The 23,565-nt window shown below is 47.6% G+C and carries 24 protein-coding genes and 5 pseudogenes; 18 read left to right on the top strand and 11 right to left on the bottom strand.

Annotation, left to right across the window (positions count from 1 at the left end; genetic code table 11):
• Positions 1 to 76, bottom strand: a pseudogene (locus tag OGY68_RS10460) (DNA polymerase V); the annotation flags it as partial.
• A 75-nt stretch (positions 77 to 151) separates the two neighbouring features.
• Between OGY68_RS10460 and OGY68_RS10455 the strand changes: the two are divergent.
• Positions 152 to 394, top strand: coding sequence for a DinI family protein (locus OGY68_RS10455; protein ID WP_057069142.1), 243 nt, complete (start codon positions 152 to 154; stop codon positions 392 to 394).
• 128 nt (positions 395 to 522) lie between these two features.
• On the opposite strand, the gene OGY68_RS10450 is transcribed toward OGY68_RS10455, so the two are convergent.
• Positions 523 to 1,056 (bottom strand): tail fiber domain-containing protein, encoded by a 534-nt coding sequence (locus tag OGY68_RS10450; RefSeq protein ID WP_057069144.1) that lies wholly within the window; start codon positions 1,054 to 1,056, stop codon positions 523 to 525.
• Between the two features lie 1,476 nt (positions 1,057 to 2,532).
• On the opposite strand from OGY68_RS10450, the gene OGY68_RS10445 reads away from it, so the two are divergent.
• The 3 genes from OGY68_RS10445 (at position 2,533) to OGY68_RS10435 (ending at position 5,189) form a co-directional block, all read left to right on the top strand.
• Complete coding sequence (locus tag OGY68_RS10445; protein WP_149617943.1) at positions 2,533 to 3,732, top strand: hypothetical protein; 1,200 nt, start codon at positions 2,533 to 2,535, stop codon at positions 3,730 to 3,732.
• An 88-nt stretch (positions 3,733 to 3,820) separates the two neighbouring features.
• A complete protein-coding gene (locus OGY68_RS10440) occupies positions 3,821 to 4,057 on the top strand; it encodes an excisionase (RefSeq protein WP_047497692.1) in 237 nt (78 codons plus the stop codon).
• On the top strand, positions 4,047 to 5,189 hold the full coding sequence (locus OGY68_RS10435) for a phage integrase Arm DNA-binding domain-containing protein (RefSeq protein WP_057068994.1): 1,143 nt from the start codon (positions 4,047 to 4,049) through the stop codon (positions 5,187 to 5,189). The genes OGY68_RS10440 and OGY68_RS10435 overlap by 11 nt, the downstream gene beginning before the upstream one ends.
• A 111-nt stretch (positions 5,190 to 5,300) precedes the next feature.
• On the opposite strand, the gene icd is transcribed toward OGY68_RS10435, so the two are convergent.
• Positions 5,301 to 6,551: an NADP-dependent isocitrate dehydrogenase gene (icd, locus tag OGY68_RS10430; protein ID WP_057068992.1), complete on the bottom strand. Its 1,251-nt coding sequence runs from the start codon at positions 6,549 to 6,551 to the stop codon at positions 5,301 to 5,303.
• 202 nt (positions 6,552 to 6,753) lie between these two features.
• Between icd and rluE the strand changes: the two genes are divergently transcribed.
• The 7 genes and pseudogenes from rluE to OGY68_RS10395 all read left to right on the top strand — a co-directional run bounded on the left by rluE (position 6,754) and on the right by OGY68_RS10395 (position 13,172).
• On the top strand, positions 6,754 to 7,377 hold the full coding sequence (gene rluE / locus OGY68_RS10425; RefSeq protein ID WP_003832405.1) for a 23S rRNA pseudouridine(2457) synthase RluE: 624 nt from the start codon (positions 6,754 to 6,756) through the stop codon (positions 7,375 to 7,377).
• Between the two features lie 44 nt (positions 7,378 to 7,421).
• The gene (locus OGY68_RS10420; RefSeq protein ID WP_057068990.1) at positions 7,422 to 8,351 is read left to right on the top strand and encodes a hypothetical protein; all 930 of its coding nucleotides are present in this window, start codon (positions 7,422 to 7,424) and stop codon (positions 8,349 to 8,351) included.
• A gap of 9 nt (positions 8,352 to 8,360) precedes the next feature.
• A complete protein-coding gene (locus OGY68_RS10415; protein ID WP_057068988.1) occupies positions 8,361 to 8,822 on the top strand; it encodes an NUDIX hydrolase in 462 nt (153 codons plus the stop codon).
• Positions 8,823 to 8,875: 53 nt separating this feature from the next.
• On the top strand, positions 8,876 to 9,982 hold the full coding sequence (mnmA, locus tag OGY68_RS10410; protein ID WP_057068986.1) for a tRNA 2-thiouridine(34) synthase MnmA: 1,107 nt from the start codon (positions 8,876 to 8,878) through the stop codon (positions 9,980 to 9,982).
• 34 nt (positions 9,983 to 10,016) lie between these two features.
• The gene (gene hflD / locus OGY68_RS10405; RefSeq protein WP_003832401.1) at positions 10,017 to 10,658 is read left to right on the top strand and encodes a high frequency lysogenization protein HflD; all 642 of its coding nucleotides are present in this window, start codon (positions 10,017 to 10,019) and stop codon (positions 10,656 to 10,658) included.
• A 3-nt stretch (positions 10,659 to 10,661) separates the two neighbouring features.
• Positions 10,662 to 12,032 carry an adenylosuccinate lyase gene (gene purB / locus OGY68_RS10400; RefSeq protein WP_032943086.1) on the top strand — a complete coding sequence of 457 codons (1,371 nt, stop codon included), beginning with the start codon at positions 10,662 to 10,664 and terminating at the stop codon, positions 12,030 to 12,032.
• Positions 12,033 to 12,500: 468 nt separating this feature from the next.
• Positions 12,501 to 13,172 (top strand): annotated as a pseudogene (locus OGY68_RS10395) (SOS response-associated peptidase).
• A gap of 458 nt (positions 13,173 to 13,630) precedes the next feature.
• Here OGY68_RS10395 and OGY68_RS10390 read toward each other — a convergent pair.
• A complete protein-coding gene (locus OGY68_RS10390) occupies positions 13,631 to 13,903 on the bottom strand; it encodes a hypothetical protein (protein WP_193409898.1) in 273 nt (90 codons plus the stop codon).
• A 79-nt stretch (positions 13,904 to 13,982) separates the two neighbouring features.
• Positions 13,983 to 14,159, bottom strand: coding sequence for a YnfU family zinc-binding protein (locus OGY68_RS10385; RefSeq protein WP_213083733.1), 177 nt, complete (start codon positions 14,157 to 14,159; stop codon positions 13,983 to 13,985).
• A 156-nt stretch (positions 14,160 to 14,315) separates the two neighbouring features.
• Here OGY68_RS10385 and OGY68_RS10380 point away from each other — a divergent pair, with 156 nt between their 5' ends.
• Positions 14,316 to 14,549, top strand: coding sequence for a YnaE/YdfK family cold shock protein (locus OGY68_RS10380; protein ID WP_057068998.1), 234 nt, complete (start codon positions 14,316 to 14,318; stop codon positions 14,547 to 14,549).
• Positions 14,550 to 14,568: 19 nt separating this feature from the next.
• Here OGY68_RS10380 and OGY68_RS10375 read toward each other — a convergent pair.
• Both OGY68_RS10375 and OGY68_RS10370 read right to left on the bottom strand, forming a co-directional pair.
• Positions 14,569 to 15,655, bottom strand: a pseudogene (locus OGY68_RS10375) (GH36-type glycosyl hydrolase domain-containing protein); the annotation flags it as partial.
• Between the two features lie 5 nt (positions 15,656 to 15,660).
• Positions 15,661 to 15,864 (bottom strand): annotated as a pseudogene (locus OGY68_RS10370) (cold shock domain-containing protein); the annotation flags it as partial.
• 279 nt (positions 15,865 to 16,143) lie between these two features.
• On the opposite strand from OGY68_RS10370, the gene OGY68_RS10365 reads away from it, so the two are divergent.
• From OGY68_RS10365 to OGY68_RS10355, 3 genes and pseudogenes are all read left to right on the top strand, one after another.
• A complete protein-coding gene (locus OGY68_RS10365; protein WP_057069014.1) occupies positions 16,144 to 16,362 on the top strand; it encodes a cold shock domain-containing protein in 219 nt (72 codons plus the stop codon).
• A gap of 301 nt (positions 16,363 to 16,663) precedes the next feature.
• Positions 16,664 to 16,891 (top strand): annotated as a pseudogene (locus OGY68_RS10360) (hypothetical protein).
• A gap of 280 nt (positions 16,892 to 17,171) precedes the next feature.
• Positions 17,172 to 17,555 carry a nitroreductase family protein gene (locus tag OGY68_RS10355; protein ID WP_275382977.1) on the top strand — a complete coding sequence of 128 codons (384 nt, stop codon included), beginning with the start codon at positions 17,172 to 17,174 and terminating at the stop codon, positions 17,553 to 17,555.
• Positions 17,556 to 17,731: 176 nt separating this feature from the next.
• Here OGY68_RS10355 and arsC read toward each other — a convergent pair whose 3' ends face one another.
• From arsC to OGY68_RS10340, 3 genes are read right to left on the bottom strand one after another with little or no spacing between them, the layout of a single operon-like run.
• The gene (gene arsC, locus OGY68_RS10350; protein WP_057069011.1) at positions 17,732 to 18,157 is read right to left on the bottom strand and encodes a glutaredoxin-dependent arsenate reductase; all 426 of its coding nucleotides are present in this window, start codon (positions 18,155 to 18,157) and stop codon (positions 17,732 to 17,734) included.
• A gap of 12 nt (positions 18,158 to 18,169) precedes the next feature.
• A complete protein-coding gene (locus OGY68_RS10345; protein ID WP_286617025.1) occupies positions 18,170 to 19,459 on the bottom strand; it encodes an arsenic transporter in 1,290 nt (429 codons plus the stop codon).
• Positions 19,460 to 19,502: 43 nt separating this feature from the next.
• A complete protein-coding gene (locus OGY68_RS10340) occupies positions 19,503 to 19,823 on the bottom strand; it encodes a transcriptional regulator (RefSeq protein ID WP_043017910.1) in 321 nt (106 codons plus the stop codon).
• 85 nt (positions 19,824 to 19,908) lie between these two features.
• Here OGY68_RS10340 and arsH point away from each other — a divergent pair, with 85 nt between their 5' ends.
• From arsH to dgcJ, 3 genes are all read left to right on the top strand, one after another.
• Entirely contained in the window at positions 19,909 to 20,607 is a 699-nt protein-coding gene (gene arsH, locus OGY68_RS10335; RefSeq protein ID WP_286617021.1) for an arsenical resistance protein ArsH, read from the top strand.
• Positions 20,608 to 20,791: 184 nt separating this feature from the next.
• The gene (locus OGY68_RS10330) at positions 20,792 to 21,064 is read left to right on the top strand and encodes a zinc-binding dehydrogenase (RefSeq protein ID WP_308463916.1); all 273 of its coding nucleotides are present in this window, start codon (positions 20,792 to 20,794) and stop codon (positions 21,062 to 21,064) included.
• Between the two features lie 281 nt (positions 21,065 to 21,345).
• Positions 21,346 to 22,926: a diguanylate cyclase DgcJ gene (dgcJ, locus tag OGY68_RS10325; protein WP_286617019.1), complete on the top strand. Its 1,581-nt coding sequence runs from the start codon at positions 21,346 to 21,348 to the stop codon at positions 22,924 to 22,926.
• Positions 22,927 to 22,991: 65 nt separating this feature from the next.
• On the opposite strand, the gene OGY68_RS10320 is transcribed toward dgcJ, so the two are convergent.
• Positions 22,992 to 23,561, bottom strand: a complete 570-nt coding sequence (locus OGY68_RS10320; protein ID WP_128611849.1) for a DUF4376 domain-containing protein — start codon at positions 23,559 to 23,561, stop codon at positions 22,992 to 22,994.
• Between the last annotated feature and the right edge of the window lie 4 nt (positions 23,562 to 23,565).

The following is a 23,565-nucleotide window of genomic DNA, read 5'->3' as shown; positions in this document are numbered from 1 at the left end:
CGGTCTTCCGGCCATTTGGTTCCTGCTGTATCGAAGCATACCAGGCTATTTCAATATCGCTGCGTCGTGGCATCATCACGCCCTCTCTTGAATACTGCATAAAAACACAGTACAAATACTGTATATCCATCCAGTGAAGAGGCAATGAGCAATGTTCGTGGAACTCGTTTATGACAAAAGGAATTTTGATGGTCTGCCCGGTGCAAAAGATATCATTCTGGGCGAGTTAACCAGGAGGGTTCACCGGATCTTCCCCGATGCTGATGTTCGGGTAAAACCGATGATGACGCTGCCGGCGATCAACACTGACGCCAGCAAGCATGAGAAGGAACAGATAAGCCGTACTGTTCAGGAAATGTTTGAAGAGTCTGATATGTGGCTGGTTCCAGATTAAACGCCTTGAACCGTCATATTGCTTAAGTACAATCCGCCGTGATTGGCAATCATTCAATACTCGCACTATCGAACGTTCGCCAGTCGGCCGCAATCATGCTCTTGCATACGACATGGTTGCGGCGACCATCAATTTTGCTGGCTACCTTTCAGCGTCTCAATGACATTCTTCAGAGAAATGAGCTCAGACATTTGTTCCTTCATAGCTCTGCCCATATAAACCATAGCGCAGGCCATATCGGCCATAATGACATTGTTATCAAGGGCAAGGGTATCGTCTTTGAGACCAACCTCAATCTGATGGTCAACATATTCGTTACCGGACTCATCCACCCCAATAACGTCCTCAAAAACAGGTCCACCAGGCACTATCTTTACGTACTGCGGATCAACTTTAGTCAGATCCTGGGCAATAAGGCCAAAGCGCTGTGTATCCGACCCCTTATACTTAAACATGGTGGGTAACCACTGCATGACACGGTCGAAACTGTCTTTCCCATCCCGGTACTGGATATCTTTTTTCAGATCACGGTCTGAGGTCGCATTCTTTGCGAACACATACGCTCCCAGCCAGTTTGACCCTGATTCGTTCCATACATCAGTAGTGATATCACCAGACTGAGGATTGAATCTGAACATCCTGTGAAATCTGGCATCGCCCATAAAAGTAAGACTCCGTGGGGCCAAGAGTTGGCCCCCGTGGCAATGATACCAAGCGACAATCGGGTGCTATATCCTCCTGTTGATGAAGAGCCCCCAGAAACAATTGGAGCCCACCCCCCATCGTTTCCACCAATAATGGACGACCAGTAACGTGCGGTCCAGGGGCCGTCAACATCCCCCCAGCCACCCTGTTTGCACGAACCCCAAAAACCGCGTGGTGATTGTACAACTCCGCCATAACCAGACAGGAAGTTGAAGCGGTATGTGTTCGCTCCTGCTCCAAAACTATTCGCGATTAGAGCAATGGCATCCAGATAATTACCCGCACCTCGTATCCCGCCAAACTGATAGAACGAATTCCCCATCCACCCCTGCAGCTGGTTCATCATCCAGCCCAGTTCACCATCAACGTTATTCGACGTCAGTAAAATATCCTTCTTGACGCCTGCAGTGCTTTTGACGCCTGTACCCGACCCACCCGCCACCGAATTGACGCCACGAGAGCCAAGAACACTACCGAACGTAACATCCTGAGAGTTTCCCAAAGTGAGATTATCGCGGGCTGCATTTTTATCAGGTAGATCGGCCAGGGCCTGGCTTTTCAACAACGCATTATTGACCTGCTCAATAATGCTTTTCCATGATGGTCCGGTAGGGGAATTTCACGATGAATGCAGCACAACGCCGCAAGGCTTATCGCAAACACCCGAAAGTTGGGGACACTGTAATTTTACGAGGCATCCCTCGCCTAGTATTGGGTCCGTGTACGTTCAACAGCCTTACTGGCGAAGAGCGCAGTAAACCTTCGGTAAGCCGTGTCTGGGTTCAAATGACTGGCGGCTCAACAGCTGCACCACTCGTACGTAATTTAAAGTTTTAGCGATAAACAGGTTTCTTCGGGAGGGGTTACGGGCTGGAGTGACTACCAGCATCGACAGCTCTATCCGACGAAACGGAACCGTCTAACCCGCGGTTGTCGGTGAAAAGTACCGTAGGGATGCCAGCTAGTCACTGGCCCCCGCCCGAAGATACCTACCACCGCGCCTGATGTGGTTAAAAGCAGGCCAAAGCAATAACAAGTACTTCCCTGTTCTGGCGGCCCGGTGTTTTCCCACTTGTCCGGTAACCGCTAGCCTTTTTCAGGGCACAACAGAAAAGGGCATCACCGGGCGAGGGGCTCATAACCCAATTCACCCGGGCAAAAAGAAAGCGGTCTCTGCAAGCCGCCGACCAATGCAGGTGCCCTTCTCTGTTGTGTATGGAGAAAGTTTGACGGTGAATCAGTGGAAATCTTTATCGGGATATTTTAACCATAAGAGATATTGATCCCCTTCCTTGCAAACAGAGGGGATTTTATGAAGCAAAACAGGAAAATTGATCGTAAAATACCTCATCACTAAATGAAATATAAAAACTTTAATTAAATTAGGTATCGAAATGGGATTGTATAGCGATAAAGAAATAGTCAAGTCAATAATGGAAACTAATTACGTAATTAATAGAGATATTGTTAGATTCGAAAATATTTCCAAAAAATATCCCAAGAAAAAAGATAAAAATGCAACTTTATTCTATTCCACACTGGAATCAGCCTGGTTGACTTTTATATCAATAATAAATAACAACCCTCAACATTTAGATGAGAATACAGGATTTAATCAAGATAACATTCTCTCACACATGGAGTTCAGCATTAACGATTACAAGAAAGACAAGCTTGATTTCTTATCTACACTGCTAAGAGTATTATACGAGTACTATTTTTGGACAGGGCATCGTTTTGTAATCACGTCTAACTTTATCACAGATAGCACATTGACATTATTAGAAAATGCTTTCGAGAAAGATGGTAATAATTTGCAATTTTCTTGGATTAGAGATAAATTATCCATTTCCATCATGAAGTGGCTTCTGAATAACGATAAACTAACTGATGCCAGACGCTTTATATCAGATCTTGACTCAAACAAACAAAAAATCATTGATGATATTTCGAGCAACTTAGATGCGGCGATTAATAAAATCAACAACGATACTGAAGCATCTATATTGTTAATCTCAACTAACTATGATGATATAAAAAAGGCTATTGTAGATGGTAAGCTAGAAGCAGACTCTAACTTAAAATACGTTAAAGAATCGATTAATGAAATTAAGGCACTCGAGGAGCGCGTTAGAAACTTAAAATCAGAATATAATTTCGTAGGGCTAAGCTCTGGATTTAACAGAATAAAGGAAAAGAAAGAGAAGGAGCTTTCGACTACTGAAATGAATTATAAAAATCTTTTTGGGACAATATTTATCGCTCCAGTTATAGCAGTGATAATTCATTTTACCCTTCCTGAACTATATCCTAAAGATTATTCAGCAATCTTTATTTTATTCCCATTCATCACTATAGAAATGGCAATAATTTATTTTTTCAGGCTTTCATACTTGGAAGCAAAAGCTTTGAGAACTCAACTTATGCAGATTGATTTGAGGCTCAGTTTATGTGCTTTCATTGATGGTTATGTTGAATATAGAAGAAAAAATGATATAGCTATTGAGAAAGTTTTAGATTCTTTTGATGCCTTGATTTTTAGTCCAATACAAACCAATGAAAATAATATACCTGCAATGTTTGACGGACTTGAGGCTATTGCTGGTGTTGCTGAAAAGGTGATGAAAAAGTAATTACCATATTGAGCCTATTCACATACAAGTATCATCATAATCGTTGTCTATTAAAGCCCGGGTGCAGCCGGGCTGTATGGAGAAAATAATGTCGCGAATGATCCCCTTACTTGATTGGGCAAAAGAGGAATTTGGAGAGCAAGCACCAAGTGAACGCGTATTGAAAAAATATGCAAAGGGAAAAATGATGGTACCTCCAGCAATTAAGGTTGGTCGCTGCTGGATGGTTGATCGTAATGCCCGATTTGTAGGGATGCTTGTAGAACCGAAAATTCCGACTTCGGCCAGCCCAAGATTACAACGGATAATTGCTGATGGCTGCTAGACCACGCACTCACAAAATCCCAATCCCAAACCTGTACTGCAAGCTGGATAAGCGCACCGGTAAGGTTTATTGGCAATATAAACACCCTATTTCAGGTCGTTTTCACAGCCTTGGAACCGATGAATCCGAGGCTAAACAAGTCGCCACAGAAGCTAACATAGTCATTGCCGAACAGCGAACCAGGCAGATCCTGAGCGTTAATGATCGCCTGGCACGGATGAAAGGCAGGCGCACTGATATTACGGTTACTGAGTGGCTCGATAAATACATAGGCATTCAGGAAGAAAGGCTTAAAAATAACGAGCTCAAACCAAACTCCTTTCTTCAAAAAGGTAAGCCTGTTCGTTTATTCAGAGAACACTGCGGCCTGCAACATCTAAAGGATATTTCAGCTCTTGATATTGCAGAAATAACTGATGCCATTAAAGCCGAAGGCCACAATCGCATGGCTCAGGTAGTCAGAATGGTGCTCATAGATGTTTTTAAGGAGGCACAACATGCCGGACACGTTGCCCCCGGATACAATCCGGCGCAAGCCACTAAACAACCGAGAAACCGAATAACAAGGCAGCGTCTTTCCTTTGAAGAATGGAGCGTTATTTATAATACGGCGGAACAGCAGCAGCCCTATCTTCAGTGCGGCATGTTATTAGCCCTAATCACTGGCCAGCGTCTGGGCGATATATGCAATATGAAGTTCACCGATGTATGGGATGACATGCTCCATATCGAACAGGAAAAAACAGGTTCTCGTCTCGCTATTCCGTTAGATCTTAAATGCGAGGTGCTGGGCCTCACTCTCAGGGATGTTATTTCAAAATGTAGGGATGCGGTTGTCAGTAAATATCTTGTTCATTTCAGGCACACCACATCCCAGGCCAATAGAGGTGATCGGGTGTCGAGCAGCTGTCTGACATCCACCTTTAAAAAAGCCAGAGACAAAAGCGGCCTAGAGTGGAAAAACGGTACTCCACCAACTTTCCATGAACAGCGTCCTTTATCGGAGCGACTGTATCGTGAACAAGGTCTGGATACTCAGAAACTGCTGGGGCACAAGTCCAGAAAAATGACTGATAAATACAATGACGATCGAGGAAAAGACTGGGTCGTTGTTGGAGTGAAAGCAGGGTAAAACGAGGGAGGTTTTGGGGAAGAGTTTTGGGGAAGTTTTGGGGAAGAATTTTCGAGGGCACAAAAAACGGGAACCACTCGGCTCCCGTTCTCATACAACCCAGTATCTTGATTACATGTTTTCGATGATTGCGTCACCAAACTCTGAACATTTCAGCAGCTTAGCGCCTTCCATCAGACGTTCGAAGTCATAGGTTACGGTCTTGGCGTTGATCGCGCCTTCCATACCTTTAACAATCAGGTCAGCCGCTTCTACCCAACCCATGTGGCGCAGCATCATTTCAGCAGACAGAATGATGGAACCTGGGTTCACTTTATCCTGACCTGCATACTTCGGTGCAGTACCGTGGGTTGCTTCGAACAGAGCGCATTCGTCACCGATGTTTGCACCCGGCGCGATACCAATACCACCAACCTGTGCGGCCAACGCATCGGAGATGTAGTCACCGTTCAGGTTCATACAGGCAATCACGTCATACTCAGCCGGGCGCAGCAGGATCTGTTGCAGGAACGCATCGGCGATAACGTCCTTAACCACGATCTCTTTACCGGTTTTCGGGTTCTTGATTTTCACCCATGGACCGCCGTCGATCAGTTCACCACCGAATTCTTCACGCGCTAACTGGTAACCCCAGTCTTTGAACGCGCCTTCGGTGAACTTCATGATGTTGCCTTTGTGTACCAGGGTAACTGAATCACGATCGTTGGCGATGGCGTATTCAATCGCTGCGCGTACCAGACGTTTAGTCCCTTCTTCAGAACACGGTTTGATACCAATGCCGCAATGTTCCGGGAAGCGGATTTTCTTCACGCACATCTCTTCGCGCAGGAATTTAATCACTTTCTCAGCATCGGCAGAGTCAGCTTTCCACTCAATACCCGCGTAGATGTCTTCGGAGTTTTCGCGGAAGATGACCATGTCGGTCAGTTCAGGGTGTTTAACCGGGCTTGGTGTGCCCTGATAATAACGCACCGGACGCAGGCAGACATACAGGTCAAGTTCCTGACGCAGAGCTACGTTCAGAGAGCGAATACCGCCGCCAACAGGGGTGGTCAGAGGGCCTTTAATGGCAACACGATATTCACGAATCAGATCTAAGGTTTCAGCAGGCAGCCAGACGTCCTGGCCATAAACCTGAGTGGATTTCTCGCCGGTGTAGATTTCCATCCAGGAGATTTTACGCTCGCCTTTATAGGCTTTCTCGACAGCAGCATCGACAACTTTGATCATCGGTGGGGTTACATCAACGCCGATACCGTCGCCTTCAATGAACGGGATAATCGGATTTTCAGGAACGTTGAGTTTGCCGTTTTGCAGGGTGATCTTCTTACCTTCCGCCGGAACAACTACTTTGCTTTCCATTCACCTCTCCTTCGAGCGCTTCTGGTTCTGCTCGTCTGTCATCACGCTGCATGTGCGTTTGCGTCCTGCTACACGGATGCGTTAGAGCAACTTTTTGTTAATGATTTGTAATGAGCGTGTCAATACTACCCTATTGTTCGCCGCCATGAAAGACACTCGTTCTTAGGCTATAATGCGGCAATTGATATAATCTGAAAATACCATGCAAAAAACTTCTTTTAGAAATCACCGGGTTGAGCGATTCAGCTCACGACAAGTCACTAAGCAGCGTAAAGAAAACCAGCCAAAACGCGTGGTTTTGTTCAATAAACCCTACGATGTTTTGCCACAATTTACTGACGAGGCTGGCAGAAGCACGTTAAAAGATTTTATTCCCGTGCCGGGAATTTATGCGGCGGGCCGACTCGACCGGGACAGCGAAGGGCTTTTGGTGCTGACCAATGACGGCGCTCTGCAGGCGCGGTTAACGCAACCCGGTAAGCGTACCGGGAAAATTTATTACGTCCAGGTTGAAGGTGAGCCGACAGCAGAAGCGCTGGACGCCCTGCGTAACGGAGTAACGCTCAATGATGGCCCCACTCTACCCGCAGGCATTGAAGTAGTGGAGGAACCCGTATGGCTGTGGCCGAGAAATCCACCGATTCGGGAACGGAAAAACATTCCCACCAGCTGGTTGAAAGTTACCTTATATGAAGGTCGCAACCGTCAGGTACGTCGTATGACAGCGCATGTTGGATTTCCTACGCTGCGCCTCATCCGCTATGCCATGGGGGATTACACGCTGGAAAATCTTGCTAACGGCGAGTGGCGGGAACTGAAATCGTAACCGTATGGTTTAACGTGAGTGTTAACAGGGAAGAATGAAAAAAAATGGATAAGCAGCTTTTTGCAGCATTCATCCTGCTCGGCGTGTCACCGTTTTGTTCAGCAAAACTGGACTGTGAGACAATTGCCGGAACAGCAGCAGGAGAGGCAAACTACCTTTATGAGTCTGCCAAAGTAAAAACCGACTCACGCCTGCATTTCTATTCTGCACCAGCAACAGAGTGTCAACTCCCCGCGTTCATGGTCAATGGCGACACCGTCGAGGTACTCAGGAGTTCACAGCGCTACAAAAGCACGGGCATGCTTTCCAAAGATGAGCCTTATCGTTACGTACGTTATCGGGACGCTAAAGGAGCCTTCGCCACCGGCTGGGTCTCGGTAGATGGATTAACGCCGTTATCCAGTCCGCTTGCAGTAAGCGCGTCTTGCCAGACATGGGCAAATAAAGCGATGTCGCAGCGCGGGTTCTTACCCTCCTCCTCCGCAAACCACTATCAGGTAACAGGAGACACCCGCGCATGGTTCTATGCGATGCCAACCGAACAGTGTCGCAGCCCGTCCTTATTTTTAGTGCCCGGCGACCTCATCTCTGTACAAGAACAATCCAACGATGATTTTATGGAAGCGGTCTATTACACCACCGATCGCCAAATCATACGCGGTTGGTTAAAAAAGTCGCAGTTACAGGCTATAAACAGCGGTGACCACTATCGCGACGACATCAACCCGCTGTCGACAGAAAAGGCAACGAGAGTCGCCACCCTTGGGCTACGTCACGACCACCAATGTATCTTTTATGAAAGCTGGAATGCTAAAAAGGCCATTGAGATTATCGTGCGCGAGGATCATCAAACCGCATTGTGCCGTGGAGGGGCCGACCCACAAACGTCACCTCCCGTGGCTTATATCAGTATCGACAAGGCCAGCGGTGAAATTAGCTGGCCAGATGTTACCGAAGGTTTTGCTGAGGAATAAGGGGAAAACATGTTCAAACCGCACGTCACGGTCGCCTGCATTGTGCATGCAGAAGATAAATTCTTAGTCGTTGAAGAAACGATCAATGGTAAAGCCTTGTGGAATCAACCCGCAGGACACCTGGAAGCCGATGAAACGCTGGTGCAAGCCGCAGCACGCGAACTGTGGGAAGAAACGGGCATTAAAGCGCAGCCGCAGCATTTCATTCGTATGCATCAATGGATTGCGCCGGACAGAACGCCCTTTTTGCGTTTTCTTTTCTCTATCGAGCTTGCCAATATGTGCGCTACAGAACCCCATGACAGCGATATAGATTGCTGTCGTTGGGTCAGCGCAGAAGAGATTTTCTCTGCGTCAAACCTGCGTTCGCCGTTGGTTGCGGAGAGTATTCGCTGTTATCAGAGCGGACAGCGCTACCCACTGGCCATGATCGGCGAATTTAACTGGCCGTTTACAGAGGGTGTCAAGTAAAGGGCTGCGTGCTAGAATATGCCGCCTTGAAGTTCAATGTCGTGAGTATTCCTATGTCTGAAAGCCCAAAAAAAGTGATCGTCGGCATGTCCGGCGGTGTCGATTCCTCCGTTTCTGCCTGGCTGTTACAACAACAGGGCTATCAGGTAGAAGGCCTGTTCATGAAGAACTGGGAAGAGGACGATGGCGAGGAATACTGCACAGCGGCCGCCGACCTTGCGGATGCGCAGGCTGTCTGTGACAAACTCGGCATTGAACTGCATACCGTCAACTTTGCCGCAGAATACTGGGACAACGTCTTTGAACTTTTCCTTGAAGAGTACAAAGCGGGCCGTACGCCAAACCCGGATATTCTTTGCAATAAAGAAATTAAGTTTAAAGCCTTCCTTGAGTTTGCCGCCGAAGATTTAGGTGCCGATTACATCGCCACCGGTCACTACGTGCGTCGCGCGGATGTCGACGGCAAAAGCCGCCTGCTGCGTGGGCTCGATAGCAATAAAGACCAGAGTTATTTCCTCTATACGCTCGGCCATGAGCAAATCGCACAAAGCCTGTTCCCGGTCGGCGAACTGGAAAAACCGCAGGTGCGTAAAATTGCCGAAGATCTTGGTCTGATTACGGCCAAGAAAAAAGACTCCACCGGCATCTGCTTCATCGGCGAACGTAAGTTCCGCGAGTTTCTTGGTCGTTACCTGCCGGCTCAGCCAGGCAAAATCATCACCGTTGACGGCGAAGATATTGGCCAGCATCAGGGGCTGATGTACCACACTCTGGGTCAGCGTAAAGGTCTGGGTATTGGCGGAACGAAAGAAGGGACAGAAGATCCATGGTATGTGGTGGATAAAGACGTTGAGAACAACATTCTGGTTGTCGCTCAGGGTCATGAACATCCACGTCTGATGTCCGTTGGCCTGGTGGCGCAACAGCTGCATTGGGTCGATCGCGAACCGTTCACCGGCACCATGCGCTGCACGGTGAAAACCCGCTATCGTCAGACCGACATTCCGTGCACCGTTAAGGCACTGGATGCTGAGCGTATTGAAGTCATTTTCGACGAGCCAGTCGCGGCGGTCACGCCGGGTCAGTCGGCTGTCTTTTACAATGGCGAAGTGTGCCTCGGCGGCGGCATTATCGAACAACGATTGCCTCTGCCGGTATAATTACTTACACATTTGATACAAGGAAGCAGTGAACGTGGCAAAGAATTATTATGACATCACCCTCGCCCTGGCAGGCATTTGTCAGTCGGCACGCCTGGTGCAGGAACTGGCGCACCAGGGGCATTGTGATGCCGATGCATTACACGTTTCACTGAACAGTGTCATCGACATGAATCCCAGCTCTACGCTGGGCGTGTTTGGCGGCAGCGAAGCCAACCTGCGTCTTGGCCTTGAAACGCTGCTTGGCGTGCTGAACGCCAGCAGTCGTCAGGGACTGAACGCGGAACTCACCCGCTATACGCTAAGCCTGATGGTGCTGGAGCGTAAGCTGTCAGCGGCCAAGGGCGCTATGGACACGCTGGGAGACCGTATCAGCGGCTTGCAGCGCCAGCTGGACCATTTTGATTTGCAGTCAGAAACGTTGATGAGTGCGATGGCTGGCATTTATGTTGACGTCATCAGCCCACTCGGCCCGCGTATTCAGGTCACGGGTTCCCCGGCCATCCTTCAGAGCCCACAAGTACAGGCTAAAGTACGCGCTTCGCTGCTGGCTGGCATCCGTGCTGCCGTGCTCTGGCATCAGGTTGGTGGAGGCCGTCTGCAACTCATGTTTTCTCGTAATCGCCTGACGACTCAGGCAAAACAAATTCTTGCTCATTTAACCCCGGAGTTGTGATCTATGGAATTATCCTCACTGACCGCCGTTTCCCCTGTCGATGGACGCTACGGCGATAAAGTCAGCGCGCTGCGCGGGATTTTCAGCGAATACGGTTTGCTGAAATTCCGTGTACAGGTTGAAGTACGCTGGCTGCAAAAACTGGCCGCGCACGCAGCGATCAAGGAAGTTCCTGCTTTTGCTGCCGACGCAATCGGTTTCCTTGATGCGATCGTCGCTAACTTCAATGAAGAAGATGCTGCGCGCATCAAAACCATTGAGCGTACGACCAACCATGATGTGAAGGCAGTTGAGTATTTCCTGAAAGAGAAAGTGGCGGATATCCCGGAACTGCATGCTGTTTCCGAATTTATCCACTTTGCGTGTACCTCAGAAGACATCAACAACCTGTCTCACGCGCTGATGCTGAAAACCGCACGCGACGAAGTGGTTCTGCCGTACTGGCGTAAGCTTATCGACGCGGTGAAAGATCTGTCTGTACAGTATCGCGATATTCCTCTGCTCTCCCGTACCCACGGTCAGCCAGCCACCCCGTCTACGCTAGGCAAAGAAATGGCTAACGTGGCTTACCGTATGGAGCGTCAGTATCGTCAGCTCAACCAGGTTGAAATTCTTGGTAAGATCAATGGTGCAGTCGGTAACTATAATGCCCACATCGCTGCTTACCCGGAAGTTGACTGGCATCAGTTCAGCGAAGAGTTTGTCACCTCGCTGGGCATCCAGTGGAACCCGTACACCACGCAGATTGAGCCGCACGACTACATTGCCGAGCTGTTTGACTGCATCGCCCGTTTCAACACTATCCTGATCGACTTTGACCGCGATGTCTGGGGTTACGTGGCGCTGAACCATTTCAAACAGAAAACCATCGCGGGTGAAATCGGCTCTTCCACCATGCCGCACAAAGTTAACCCCATTGATTTCGAAAACTCCGAGGGTAACCTGGGTCTGTCTAACGCGGTACTGCAGCATCTGGCAAGCAAACTGCCGGTCTCCCGCTGGCAGCGTGACCTGACTGACTCTACCGTTCTGCGTAACCTGGGCGTAGGTATTGGCTATGCGCTGATCGCGTATCAGTCCACGCTGAAGGGCGTGAGCAAACTGGAAGTGAACCGCGATCATCTGCTGGATGAACTGGATCATAACTGGGAAGTTCTGGCAGAGCCGATTCAGACCGTGATGCGTCGCTACGGTATTGAGAAGCCGTACGAGAAGCTGAAAGAACTGACCCGCGGTAAGCGCGTTGACGCCGAAGGTATGAAGCAGTTTATCGACAGTCTGGCGCTGCCGGAAGAAGAGAAAACTCGCCTGAAAGCAATGACGCCTGCCAATTATATTGGTCGCGCCATCACCATGGTTGATGAACTGAAGTAATCTGTTTGATGCCGGAGCGCGCTTGCGCCTGTTCCGGCCTTCCGTTCATATCGTAGTAAGCCGGAAAGCATCAGCGCCTCCGGCTTTTTTATTGCCTGCGAGATTATCCCTTCCCCCGGTTTATTAAATGTTTATCCCCACAGCCACATAATCAGCGTTAGACTATAAAATTGATTTTGTAAATTCAGAAAATACAGCTAATTATCATAAAATCAATTAGTTAATAAAAAACCATCTTGGACAATTGCGGGCAATATGAGTCATTTCATCGCCCCAAATCATGCCCCAAACTAATTTTTGCCCCCAAATTTGCCCCCAAAAAAGTAAAAATGGGTAGTGGTCTATCGGACATTTAGCAACCTCGAGAAGCTAAAAGCCACAATGGAATATTGGTGATGTGGAGCTTCAAATCCTATCGTTCTAGTCAATATCCTATACTTTCGGTCTGACAGTTGGCTGGAGGTTTCTATGTGTGGGCGCTTTTCACAGTCAATGACACGCGAGGACTATCTCGCTCTGCTCGCTGAAAAAGCTGAACGTAATATCCCATATGACCCTGAACCAATAGGTCGATTCAACGTGGCGCCAAGCACAAAAGTTCTGCTGCTTAGCGAACGTGATGAACAGTTGCACCTTGACCCTGTTCTATGGGGATATGCTCCAGGATGGTGGGATAAGCCGCCGCTAATTAATGCACGATTTGAAACTGCGGCCACCAGCAGAATGTTTAAACCACTCTGGCAGCATGGTCGCGCAATTTGCTTTGCTGATGGCTGGTTTGAATGGAAAAAGGAAGGTGACAAGAAGCAGCCCTACTTCATTCATCGGGCCGATGACTAGCCGATATTCATGGCTTCGTTCGGCAGCACACCATTCGAACGTGGAGATGAAGCAGAAGGATTCCTGATAGTAACGGCTGCTGCCTACAAAGGATCGGTAGATATTCACGACAGGCGACCGCTGGTCCTGTCACCAGAAGCCGCTCGCGAATGGCTTAGGCAAGATGTAGGAGGGAAAGAAGCAGAGGACATCGTAGCCGACGGTTCCGTGCCGGCTGATAAATTTATATGGCACGCCGTGACGCGTGCCGTCTGGAATATTAAGAATCAAGGTCCAGAGTTAATAGAACCTATGCGTTGATGTACGATGCGACAGGGAAAAAACGTCTGCTTTGAGCGAAAAGCGGATCTTCAAATCCGAACAGATTCAATTGATTAACCTTGGCTGTCAGTTCCGCCATCGTTAACATGAAGCAGAACGAATAATTCCAGACCCCATTTTTAACAAATACGCAGTGGCAATAAAGATAAATTCTGGCTTCCGACAAGTAGAGTGATTCATTTGTATAAAAAGGCTTTGCCTTCCGGACGCTTATGAGTAAAAGTCTGTGTCATAAATTTCCTTAATGCTAATGAAGGTTGTAACGCAATAGGAAAGTAATGAGACAATTCGTCTTTAGCGATACATTTTGTTTTAGACAGTTTAAATCTGTCTATATTCAGAAAAAAAATAATTTTGCAATTACTGGTAAAGGATTTGAAGATCCAAGAATGAATTGTAAACCAGCAAAGTTGTGCCGTCACAAATTCATGGGCTTATCATTGATATTCAAGAAATCGTCTTCTTGATTCATCATCCTCAAGGTACTCAAAAGAAAGAAGGCGTATTGGGGTAAGTTTATAAAACCACTCGCAATCGTTTCGTTGAATAATTTCGCCAGGTTTGAAACATGTGCCTGATGCTTCCCGGATAATCGCATATTTACCATTACTAAATCTGACCCTGTGGATACAAAAAGGTTGACCGGCCTGCCCATGACAGCTTTTAGAAAGGATATGTCCTTCAATAAAAACAGATTTTTTAGATTTCATCATCATGTCCTCGACAACTGCAGTACAGGAGAAATGTTGTCATTTCCCGGCATCACTTACGCTAAGTGGCGGAGGCTGATCAGCCTCCGATACACCAGCATTCTGATGGTCTGAACAATAGCCCGCAGGCAGGGCACTCCAGAACCGCATCTTTTCTTAGTTTACCTGCTTTCTGATCAGCTCTGTATGCACATACCGGGCAGGCAACATGAACTGGTCTTTCTTTAAAGTGCCTGAGTCCTTTTGTATAAGACATAAATAAAGCTCTCTGAGGAATACAATAATTATTATACGCTTTAATATAATAATAACTCGCTTAAGTTATGTTGATTTATGACTGAACCAGAAGAGGAAAATATTGAAAATTGAACGTCTGATTTATGATACAATGCCCTTCCGTGAGAAATTTATGATGAAATCAGAAGACACCCTTGACTGGTACCCGGCACAGCTACCGCCAGTGAAAATTATTCTTGGCGAAGCCGTGCTGGCTGTGGGTAAACAGGGACGGCCGATTAATACCCGCACCTTGCTCGAATACCTTCAGGTCATGCAGGACAAACAACAAAGGCGGGATGACAAAATCGCCATGCAGACTGCAATTAATGTTCTCAGGGATAATCAGCGCATTAACGGCAGACGTTAATGCGCCTCCGGAATCAGTGTCAGTTCTGAATGATCTCAACCGTATGGTTTTGTCCATCATCCTTCAGCGGTGTCCTGTCATCAGGGAGGAGAACACCATCCAGTGTCACGCGATATTCTATATCGCCGCGTGAGACACTAATCTGATAATGGCTTTCGCCATATTGATAGGCCATAGAAAAAGAGGGCCACTCATCCGGTAACCGGGCATGAACAGTAAAGTCAGCGCCGGTGCGTTTTATCCCCAGTAATTCCCCGGTAAGTAAACGCCAGGCCAATCCTGCAGAACCGGTATACCAGCTCCATCCTGCACGTCCGGTATGGGGAGTGACGCTGTAGACATCAGCACTCATGACATAAGGCTCAGCTTTATAAATCCCGACAGAGCCCGCATTCAGAGTATGATTTATAGGGTTGAGCATTGACCAGAGTTGCCAGGCTCGTTCGGCATTCCCCATCCGGGCAAATGCCATCACGGCCCAGATGGCGCTATGAGTATACTGCCCTCCGTTTTCCCGTACACCGGGCAGGTACCCCTGTATGTAACCCGGATTTGGACCGTGTCCATCGAAAGGAGGTGTTAACAGTTTAATCAGTCCCCCTTCGTTATCCACAAGGTGCTTATCCAGCGCCTGCATGGCCTTTGCACACCACCCCGCACTCGCGGCCCCGGACAATACAACCCGCTTTGTGCAATCGCATCAATCCGGCAGTCCTGTAAGGCTTTCGAACCAAGGGGAGTACCATCGTCAAAATACCCGCGCCGGTACCATTCACCATCCCAGGCGTAGGCTTCGAGATTGCTTTGCAGGCGCAGAGCCTGTGAACGACACATCGAGGCGACACTTTCATCCAGCTTGCGATCCGCCAGTGCAGCAAACCGCTGCAAAATGTCGTACAGGAAGAAGCCCAGCCAGATGCTTTCACCTTTGCCTTCGATACCCCCCGGTTCATCCCGTCATTCCAGTCACCAGCCCCCAACAGCGGCAGACCATGCTCCCCAAACCGCAGTCCATGGCGAATAGCTTTGACACAGTGTAACCAGAGAGTCTCTTCGGTGTCGTTGATGACCAGCGTGTCATAGACAGACTCTTCACCAGGCTGAAGCGGGGGTAGATGTTCGCAGCCACTGGTCCCCTGAGACCGTTTATCCGACAAAATTCAATGCGACCTCCTGGGATGAGTAATTCTGATTTGAGGGAGTTAACGGCTGAAATGTGAAGCTGAACGTCTTTTCGACTATCAGAAGGGATGATGAGGCCTTTAACTCTAAGAATGTCATAACTTTTGACAATTCCTGTCATTTTATGGGACAAGTCAATTCCTTATTGAAAACAAGTAAGGACTATACATTGAAAATAGCATCCTGCCATTGTTAATTTCTTTACAGGACATCTGGAGGGCTAAAATATAATTTGCTTATTATGATTTCCCGTGCCTTAATGAATCCCATCAGTTCGATGTACAAACGAACGTTAAAAATTTTCCGGACAGTCCTCATTACCAGGCGTTATCGCTGATATCCCTCCTTTTGAGTCCATACGTTTAATACTATACGTTTACTATCAATACAATCATGTGTGACAGGAATCAGTATGACCTCAAGAATTACAGGCCTAGTAAAATGGTTTAACGATGACAAAGGGTTTGGCTTCATCTCTCCTCTTGATGGCAGCAAAGATATCTTTGTCCATTTTTCTGCACTTAATGGCGATAACTTTAAAACTTTATTTGAAGGACAGAAAGTTGAATTCGCCATTCACAGCGGTGACAAAGGTCCTGCTGCTGCAAACGTAATACTTTGCGATAAATAAATAATTGTGGATCTGCGATAACGATGAAGGATTATTCCAGAGTAGACAGATCCATAACTTAAATCAGATGAAAGTCGTGTATTCTTAATATCAGGTCAGCATATTTTTTCGCAATTATGAGTGTGCTGACCGATATGATGAAGTGCAGGACTGCTGCATAAAAGTCTGAAATTAGAAGCTAACTGCTTGTTAAATAATAAAATGCGTAAGAGGCGAGACTGCCTCCGAAAGCATCACGTCTTTGCTTTTACCTTAATGCCATCTGCCAGTTAACATTCACGCGAGAACAAGGTAATAGAATATGATAAAAGTCCTTGTTTTCTTTAATGCTGAATCCTGTAAAGTCATGACAGTTCTGGAAGGTATATCATCTATAAGGCAGGAATATCCAAACGGTTAAGAAGCACATCTTCGGATTATGTCTGCAAGTTTTCCTTCCTTAACTGGCGATCATGGTATTGTTTACGTGGCTTCTGACAGAGAGCTAACGTCACAGGAGATACTTAATGCGGCCAGGAAATATTTATAGCATTTTCGTTATGCTCTCTGCTTCACGTTTAATTGCATACTTACCTTATTTATCAGAAGCGAACAAAAAATGAGTTAATAACATTTATGGCCTGCTAACAGCAGGCTTTTTTTCACATTCAACTTTTTAGAACTTCCCTCTGAAAAGAGAGAATAATTCACTTTCCTCTGACAAAATGCAGGCTCTCTCGCCCTACCTACCATCTTGCCTTTTGTGAGAAATCTTACTAAGCGGCAGGGCTAATTAACTTATTGACTCTTCTGCTTTAAGTTCATCAGGTATGACTGATGCAACAAGACATAAGGATAAATGCGAGGATTTTGAGCAGCGTCGCGATGATTCACGTCGTAACCTGGAATTCTTTGGCGCGCCCCATGTTGTGCTGCTTATTATGCCAGAAGTGGGCGATAACATTCGTGTTGCGGGTGACATAGGTATGTACGCTCAGACGCTTCTGCTGTCTCTCACCGCTCCCGGGTTAGGTGGCATTCCGCAGAACATGCTGGGCTTTTATGCCGAAACCATCCGCAAAGAACTGCGTGTGGACCCAGCGTTGAAATTACTGTTCGGCATCTCTCTGGGCTACCCGGACCGGGATTACCCTGCAAATCAAGACAGAATTAATAAAGCGCCCCTCGGTGAGGGTGTCATCTTCCATCAATAACTGAAATGCTTTATTAAATGTACTGGCTAAGTGTCAGCCAGGATACCTAGAACTGAATAACATTCACAGCCCAATGTCCGCTTCTGGCACGAAGCGGAAAAATTACATGAGGCAGCGAGCGAAAACCGGACGCCCGCATAGCGTGAACAGGCGTCCGATATTTTGAAGTGTGCAGATTACTTAATCTGCTTCCCCGTTTCGTCAATAACCTTCTCGCCATCCTCTTTGGTAAACGCTCCTTTCTGACCTTCCGGTAGAATATCCAGCACTATTTCTGAAGGGCGGCAAAGACGAGTGCCAAGCGGCGTAACGACTACAGGCCGATTAATCAGGATCGGATGTTGAAGCATGAAATCAATCAACTGCTCATCACTAAATTTATCTTGATCAAGACCCAGGTGTTCATAAGGCTCAACATTCTTACGCAGTAATGCACGCACCGTAATTCCCATATCTGAAATAAGTTTAATAAGCTCATCACGGGTCGGAGGAGTATCAAGATAATAAATTATTGTCGGTTCGTTGCCGCTGTTGCGGATCATCTCCAGTGTGTTGCGTGAGGTGCCACAGGCCGGGTTGTGATAGATAGTTATGTTGCTCATATCAGTATCTCATTACAAAGTGACAGAGAGCCGCCACGCCAGCGCGGCCAGAGTGACAAACAGTACGGGCACAGTCATGACAATGCCGGTACGGAAGTAATATCCCCAGGTAATCGTTATATTTTTCTGGGAAAGCACATGCAGCCAAAGCAGGGTTGCCAGACTGCCAATCGGGGTGATTTTCGGGCCTAAATCGCAGCCGATCACGTTGGCATAAATCATTGCCTCTTTGACGACGTCAGACGCCGTACTTCCGTCAATAGACAGTGCGCCAATCAGCACCGTCGGCATATTGTTCATCACCGACGACAGGAACGCGGTCAGGAAACCGGTGCCTAACGTTGCTGCCCATAACCCCTTTTCTGCCAGCAGGTTCAGCACGTCAGACAGATACTCCGTAAGCCCTGCATTGCGCAGGCCATAGACCACCAGGTACATACCCAACGAAAAAATAACGATCTGCCATGGCGCACCGCGGAGGACTTTTCCGGTGTTGATGGCATGACCTCTTTTCGCCACTATAAACAGTATTGCTGCGCCACTAGCCGCTATCGCACTGACCGGGATCCCCAGAGGCTCCAGAACAAAGAAACCGACAAGCAGCAATAACAGGACAATCCAGCCCGCCCTGAACGTTGCCGGATCCTTTATCACACTGGCAGGCCTCTTCAGCAGCGAAACGTCATACGTCGCCGGAATGTCCCTGCGGAAGAAGAGATGCAGCATGACCAGAGTGGCCGCAATCGCTGCCACATCTACGGGGATCATAACGGAGGCATACTGTGTAAAGCCCAGACCGAAAAAGTCCGCCGAGACGATATTCACCAGGTTAGAAACAATTAGCGGCAGGCTGGCCGTATCTGCAATAAATCCTGCAGCCATGACAAACGCCAATGTCGTGCCCTGGCTGAATCCCAGTGCGAGCAGCATCGCAATTACAATCGGCGTTAGGATCAGCGCAGCGCCGTCATTGGCAAACAACGCAGCAACAGCGGCACCAAGCAAGACTATCCAGGTAAACAAAAGGCGGCCACGTCCGTTACCCCAACTGGAGACGTGCAGTGCGGCCCATTCAAAGAAGCCGGACTCATCGAGCAACAGGCTGATGATGATGACCGCAATAAATGCCGCTGTCGCGTTCCAGACGATATTCCAGACAACGGGAATATCAGCAATATGGATGACTCCGGTTCCCAGCGCCAGCGCAGCCCCGATACTCGCGCTCCAGCCAATACTCAGACCTCTGGGTTGCCAGATCACTAGTACCAGCGTCAGTAAAAATATACTCCCTGCCAAAAACATTTCAGACCCCGTTATATATGATTATGTATATATGTTTCCTGCCTCAGCAGGAGGTACAGGCCGACTTTGCCAACCATTCCCGCACATCCTCCCGAAGGCACAGCCAGGACGCCGTGATTGTCTCAGCGGCCCACGCCGGAATATGAGGTGACAGACGATAGTGGATCCATTTCCCTTCCCGACGATCAAGAACAAGCTTTGCCTCACGCAGGACTGCCATATGGCGTGATATTTTGGGCTGTGATTCGGCGGTAGCTGCACAGATATCGCACACGCACAGTTCTCCGGACTCCCGCAGAAGCATGACAATGGCGAGCCGTGTTTCATCTGACAGGATTTTGAAAAGCTGAACAGGTTGTAGCATTTTTCTCTCCGTTCCCTTTAGAATACACATATGGTAAATCATATGTATTAACTTTGAAATCATCTGCTCTCTCTGGAGGAAAAAAATGGAACAATTTCCTGCCCTGAATACTAAATGCTTTGATCAACACATCGCTGAACGCCTGAACATGCAGGAGCCACCACGGATTCTGATCCTGTATGGTTCATTGAGAGAGCGCTCCTACAGCCGCTTTGCCGCGGAGGAAGCCGGGCGCCTGCTGACGGCGATGGGCGCGGAGGTGAAACTGTTTAACCCCTCCGGTTTACCCCTGCCGGATGATGCGCCGGACACGCATCCCAAAGTCACCGAGCTGCGCGGTCTGGTCAGATGGTGTGATGGGATGGTATGGAGTTCTCCGGAACGACACGGTGCTATGAGCGCAGTCATGAAGGCGCAGATTGACTGGATACCCTTAAGTGAAGGTGCGGTTCGTCCTTCGCAGGGCAAAACACTTGCGGTAATGCAGGTCTGCGGCGGTTCACAGTCCTTCAATGCCGTGAACCAGATGCGTATTCTGGGTCGCTGGATGCGGATGTTTACGATCCCCAACCAATCCTCTGTAGCCAAAGCATGGCAAGAGTTCGACGAAAATGGACGAATGAAACCTTCTTCATGGTATGACCGCATCGTCGATGTAGCCGAGGAGCTGTTTAAAATCACGATGCTGCTTAAGGGACAAACCGGTTATCTTGCAGATCGTTACAGCGAGCGAAAGGAAAGCCAACAGGAGCTTTCATCCCGTGTCAATCAGGACAAAATATAACGTATATTTTTCGTGAATCCATACTGAATGAGCTTAACAACGTCCGCTATTGGCACAATGCAGCCCTCTTACCGGGGTCTTCGTAACCGCGGCTCCATCTGGATAAACTGAAACCCATTGAAACGGTACCGATGCTTTCAGGGGGCGACGTTGTGGGGACCACCGTTCGACTTTCGCGACGGTAATCACCACTGCGAACGCAGCAAAGCACGGTCGGGTTCGTCCTCTGGGTGCCGATCAAGCCATTGATTATATGACAGAGGATTTTGCTGCAGTTGCCACCAGCATCACCGATAACAAGGGCATTAATGTAATTCTCGAGTATATTGGCGCACCTTATTTTGGACGACACGTGAACGCACTCGATTTTGATGGTCATCTGATATGGACTGGCATTATGAAGGACATTAAAAACGCGAAAATCCCGATGGACCGAGTGCTGTACCGTCATCTTTAGATTATTGACACGGTATTCAAATCGCGTTGGATGGACGTAAACATGAAATGTCTCATCACTTTAAAAAACGCTGGTTAACCAGTTTAGGTAAGACGGACTGAGCCCGGTGATTGACAACGTTTTTACGCTGGTAGACACCAGTAAATCTCACCAGCGTATGGAAAACGGCATGAACACAGGAAAAATTATGTTGACGATGTAGGGGGGACACAAACAGGTTACTCTTCTGGCGTGTTGCAGAAGGGGAGGAAGCTTTGTCCCTGGAGGCATAACCCGCTAAGATGTCGTTGTTTGGTGCTACACTTGCTATTATTTTCAGGTGGTACAACAGGGAATTAGCCATCTTGTCCAGACAAAAATATATCAGTGCGATTGTCATGATCGTGGTTTGCACAACCTCACTATTTGCCGCGCTGGTTGTTCGTGAAGCGCAAGATTTACAGAGCTATATGGGGTATGTCGCTGAAAATGGGAAGTCGGCGCTTTTCCATGAAGAGTCCATTAACCAGAATATTGCCACCCGGCTTTCGCGGGAATTTTATAGCCGAATAGCCGATGCGCCCTTTGACGATACCGAACGAACAGTAATATGTCAGTACCTTGAAACCGAGGGTGATATTTACGGATTCAATCTGTTGAAGAAAAACAGGGATAACCTCGACGGCACCCTGCAAACCCGCAATAGATCGTGTAAAGAATGGGTGGGAGACATTGGCGCACTATCGGTTATTCACACCGCTGAGCGTGCAGCTCAGTCAAAGTACAGCTTTTCAAATTATACCGGTTATATGTTCAGGAACATCAGATACTATGTAGATCTTACTCATAACTATATTTATATTAATCAGCCAGTTAATACTCGCAACTATACCTTCAGTAACTGGCTCGTGGGTAATAATGGCCACATCAATATCGCTCGTAGCACACACACGATTTCGATTGATGACAATGCCCTGAAAGATCTGCTAAAGGGAGAAACTACGCTGTCTCATATTTATCAGGATGGCTATACCCGCAATAATATTATCAGCATGCTTACCCCGGTATATCTGGGTGATAAAGTAAAAGGCATTATGATTACAGACATCAACATTGACGATCTGGTGGTTTCGTTTAATACAGTCGATCGTCCGTTGTTATGGCAATTCCTTTCTTTGTATGTCACCGATAATGAAACCGGAAGCCATATTGTTTTCCATAAACCATATATCAAATCTTATGCTTTGATCAGTTATGAAGACTCGCTTACCCAGTATTACACCCTGCATGTGAAACTAGATGCTATCTACGTTATTGTTGCGAATTTATGGCTGTTACTGCTTTATCTTCTCGGAACCTGGGGATTATGCCGATATGCCCATAAACAATTAATCAGACAAACTTTGCTTTCTAGGGATAACGTGACGGACGCGATGACCGGACTGTATAACAGAAAAGTTATTACACCGGAACTGGAACATAAAATCCGCTCACTCGTTGACAGAGGTATCCCCGTCACGGTCATCGCAATTGACAGTGATGGACTCAAAAGAATAAATGACTCTTTCGGTCACCATATAGGCGATAAAGTGATACAGATGCTGGGGATGGCGCTGGGAAATGCCATTCGTAAAAGTGACTACGGTATCCGGCTTGGGGGCGATGAGTTCTGCCTTGTTCTTATCGATTATTCTCTGAATAAATTCCGTGATGTTATTACTCGGGCGCAGGAACAATTACTAGCGATTGACCCGGATAAACTGGTGGCATTTTCCTGGGGGGCATATCAACTGCTGCCAGGAGACACATTGGAAGTGGCGATGCTGAAAGCCGATGAGTTGCTTTATCAGCATAAACGGAGCAAGTACCCCGAGCGTAAGTGAGATGTTAGCTGTTACAGGCATTTAGACGTTTAGAAAGGTGAACCAGCACATTACTTCCTATCACGTTAGCCAACTGGATATTCAGCAATGGCATTAACATCTGTAAGTAACGCTACCTCCGATTTCATCTGCCTCTGCCGTTCGTGAATTCTGAAACCGTGTATCACCATTGCCTGCATCATCGCCGCCTCAAGCTGTTGCAGGAACGCAAAATTCACCGGAACATCGTGGTTATCTGCATCCGTCCAGAAGAATCCCTCCGGTAACTTTCCTGCACTGCCAGCCATAATCACGGGTACAAGACGCTCCTGCGATGCTTTGCCTCCATCCCACCGGCGATTGTCCAGTTCAAAAATAATGTTGGCGTTTTCCTGAACGTCCCGCCAGTTGCTGATTTCAGCCAGCTTCTGGTTGCGTAAATCCTCCACCATCTTGTCAGTCACAATAAAAGGGGCGACAGGACCATACTTTCCTGATTCAAGCTCGCTGTAGATACGGCGTCCATGCTCCTCAAAATCATTCGGACATGCAGTGAACGGCAGAAATTCATCAAACTCTGCAAATTTAACCCTGCAGTTAATTGCAGTATGTTCTTTATTCGCCCACTCAGGAGCCTGAATGCCCTCAATGTTCATACAA

It is taken from the genome of Citrobacter sp. Cpo065, from assembly GCF_030332805.1.
Classification (GTDB): Bacteria; Pseudomonadota; Gammaproteobacteria; order Enterobacterales; family Enterobacteriaceae; genus Citrobacter; species Citrobacter portucalensis.
The sequence above is the reverse complement of the archived record's forward strand: the minus strand, read 5'-3'. Positions and strand labels throughout refer to the sequence as shown.

Bases quoted from the DNA above. Each gene is read 5' to 3' on its own strand.
- OGY68_RS10445 (WP_149617943.1), top strand. From the start codon at position 2,533: ATGGAAACTAATTACGTAATTAATAGAGATATTGTTAGATTCGAAAAT.
- OGY68_RS10390 (WP_193409898.1), bottom strand. From the start codon at position 13,903: ATGAAATCTAAAAAATCTGTTTTTATTGAAGGACATATCCTTTCTAAA.
- OGY68_RS10455 (WP_057069142.1), top strand. From the start codon at position 152: ATGTTCGTGGAACTCGTTTATGACAAAAGGAATTTTGATGGTCTGCCC.
- OGY68_RS10450 (WP_057069144.1), bottom strand. From the start codon at position 1,056: ATGGGCGATGCCAGATTTCACAGGATGTTCAGATTCAATCCTCAGTCT.
- mnmA (WP_057068986.1), top strand. From the start codon at position 8,876: ATGTCTGAAAGCCCAAAAAAAGTGATCGTCGGCATGTCCGGCGGTGTC.
- OGY68_RS10365 (WP_057069014.1), top strand. From the start codon at position 16,144: ATGACCTCAAGAATTACAGGCCTAGTAAAATGGTTTAACGATGACAAA.
- arsC (WP_057069011.1), bottom strand. From the start codon at position 18,157: ATGAGCAACATAACTATCTATCACAACCCGGCCTGTGGCACCTCACGC.
- OGY68_RS10440 (WP_047497692.1), top strand. From the start codon at position 3,821: ATGTCGCGAATGATCCCCTTACTTGATTGGGCAAAAGAGGAATTTGGA.
- purB (WP_032943086.1), top strand. From the start codon at position 10,662: ATGGAATTATCCTCACTGACCGCCGTTTCCCCTGTCGATGGACGCTAC.
- icd (WP_057068992.1), bottom strand. From the start codon at position 6,551: ATGGAAAGCAAAGTAGTTGTTCCGGCGGAAGGTAAGAAGATCACCCTG.
- OGY68_RS10340 (WP_043017910.1), bottom strand. From the start codon at position 19,823: ATGCTACAACCTGTTCAGCTTTTCAAAATCCTGTCAGATGAAACACGG.
- OGY68_RS10415 (WP_057068988.1), top strand. From the start codon at position 8,361: ATGTTCAAACCGCACGTCACGGTCGCCTGCATTGTGCATGCAGAAGAT.
- arsH (WP_286617021.1), top strand. From the start codon at position 19,909: ATGGAACAATTTCCTGCCCTGAATACTAAATGCTTTGATCAACACATC.
- OGY68_RS10320 (WP_128611849.1), bottom strand. From the start codon at position 23,561: ATGAACATTGAGGGCATTCAGGCTCCTGAGTGGGCGAATAAAGAACAT.
- OGY68_RS10435 (WP_057068994.1), top strand. From the start codon at position 4,047: ATGGCTGCTAGACCACGCACTCACAAAATCCCAATCCCAAACCTGTAC.
- OGY68_RS10385 (WP_213083733.1), bottom strand. From the start codon at position 14,159: ATGTCTTATACAAAAGGACTCAGGCACTTTAAAGAAAGACCAGTTCAT.
- OGY68_RS10355 (WP_275382977.1), top strand. From the start codon at position 17,172: ATGACTGATGCAACAAGACATAAGGATAAATGCGAGGATTTTGAGCAG.
- OGY68_RS10345 (WP_286617025.1), bottom strand. From the start codon at position 19,459: ATGTTTTTGGCAGGGAGTATATTTTTACTGACGCTGGTACTAGTGATC.
- OGY68_RS10380 (WP_057068998.1), top strand. From the start codon at position 14,316: ATGAAATCAGAAGACACCCTTGACTGGTACCCGGCACAGCTACCGCCA.
- dgcJ (WP_286617019.1), top strand. From the start codon at position 21,346: ATGTCGTTGTTTGGTGCTACACTTGCTATTATTTTCAGGTGGTACAAC.
- rluE (WP_003832405.1), top strand. From the start codon at position 6,754: ATGCAAAAAACTTCTTTTAGAAATCACCGGGTTGAGCGATTCAGCTCA.
- OGY68_RS10420 (WP_057068990.1), top strand. From the start codon at position 7,422: ATGGATAAGCAGCTTTTTGCAGCATTCATCCTGCTCGGCGTGTCACCG.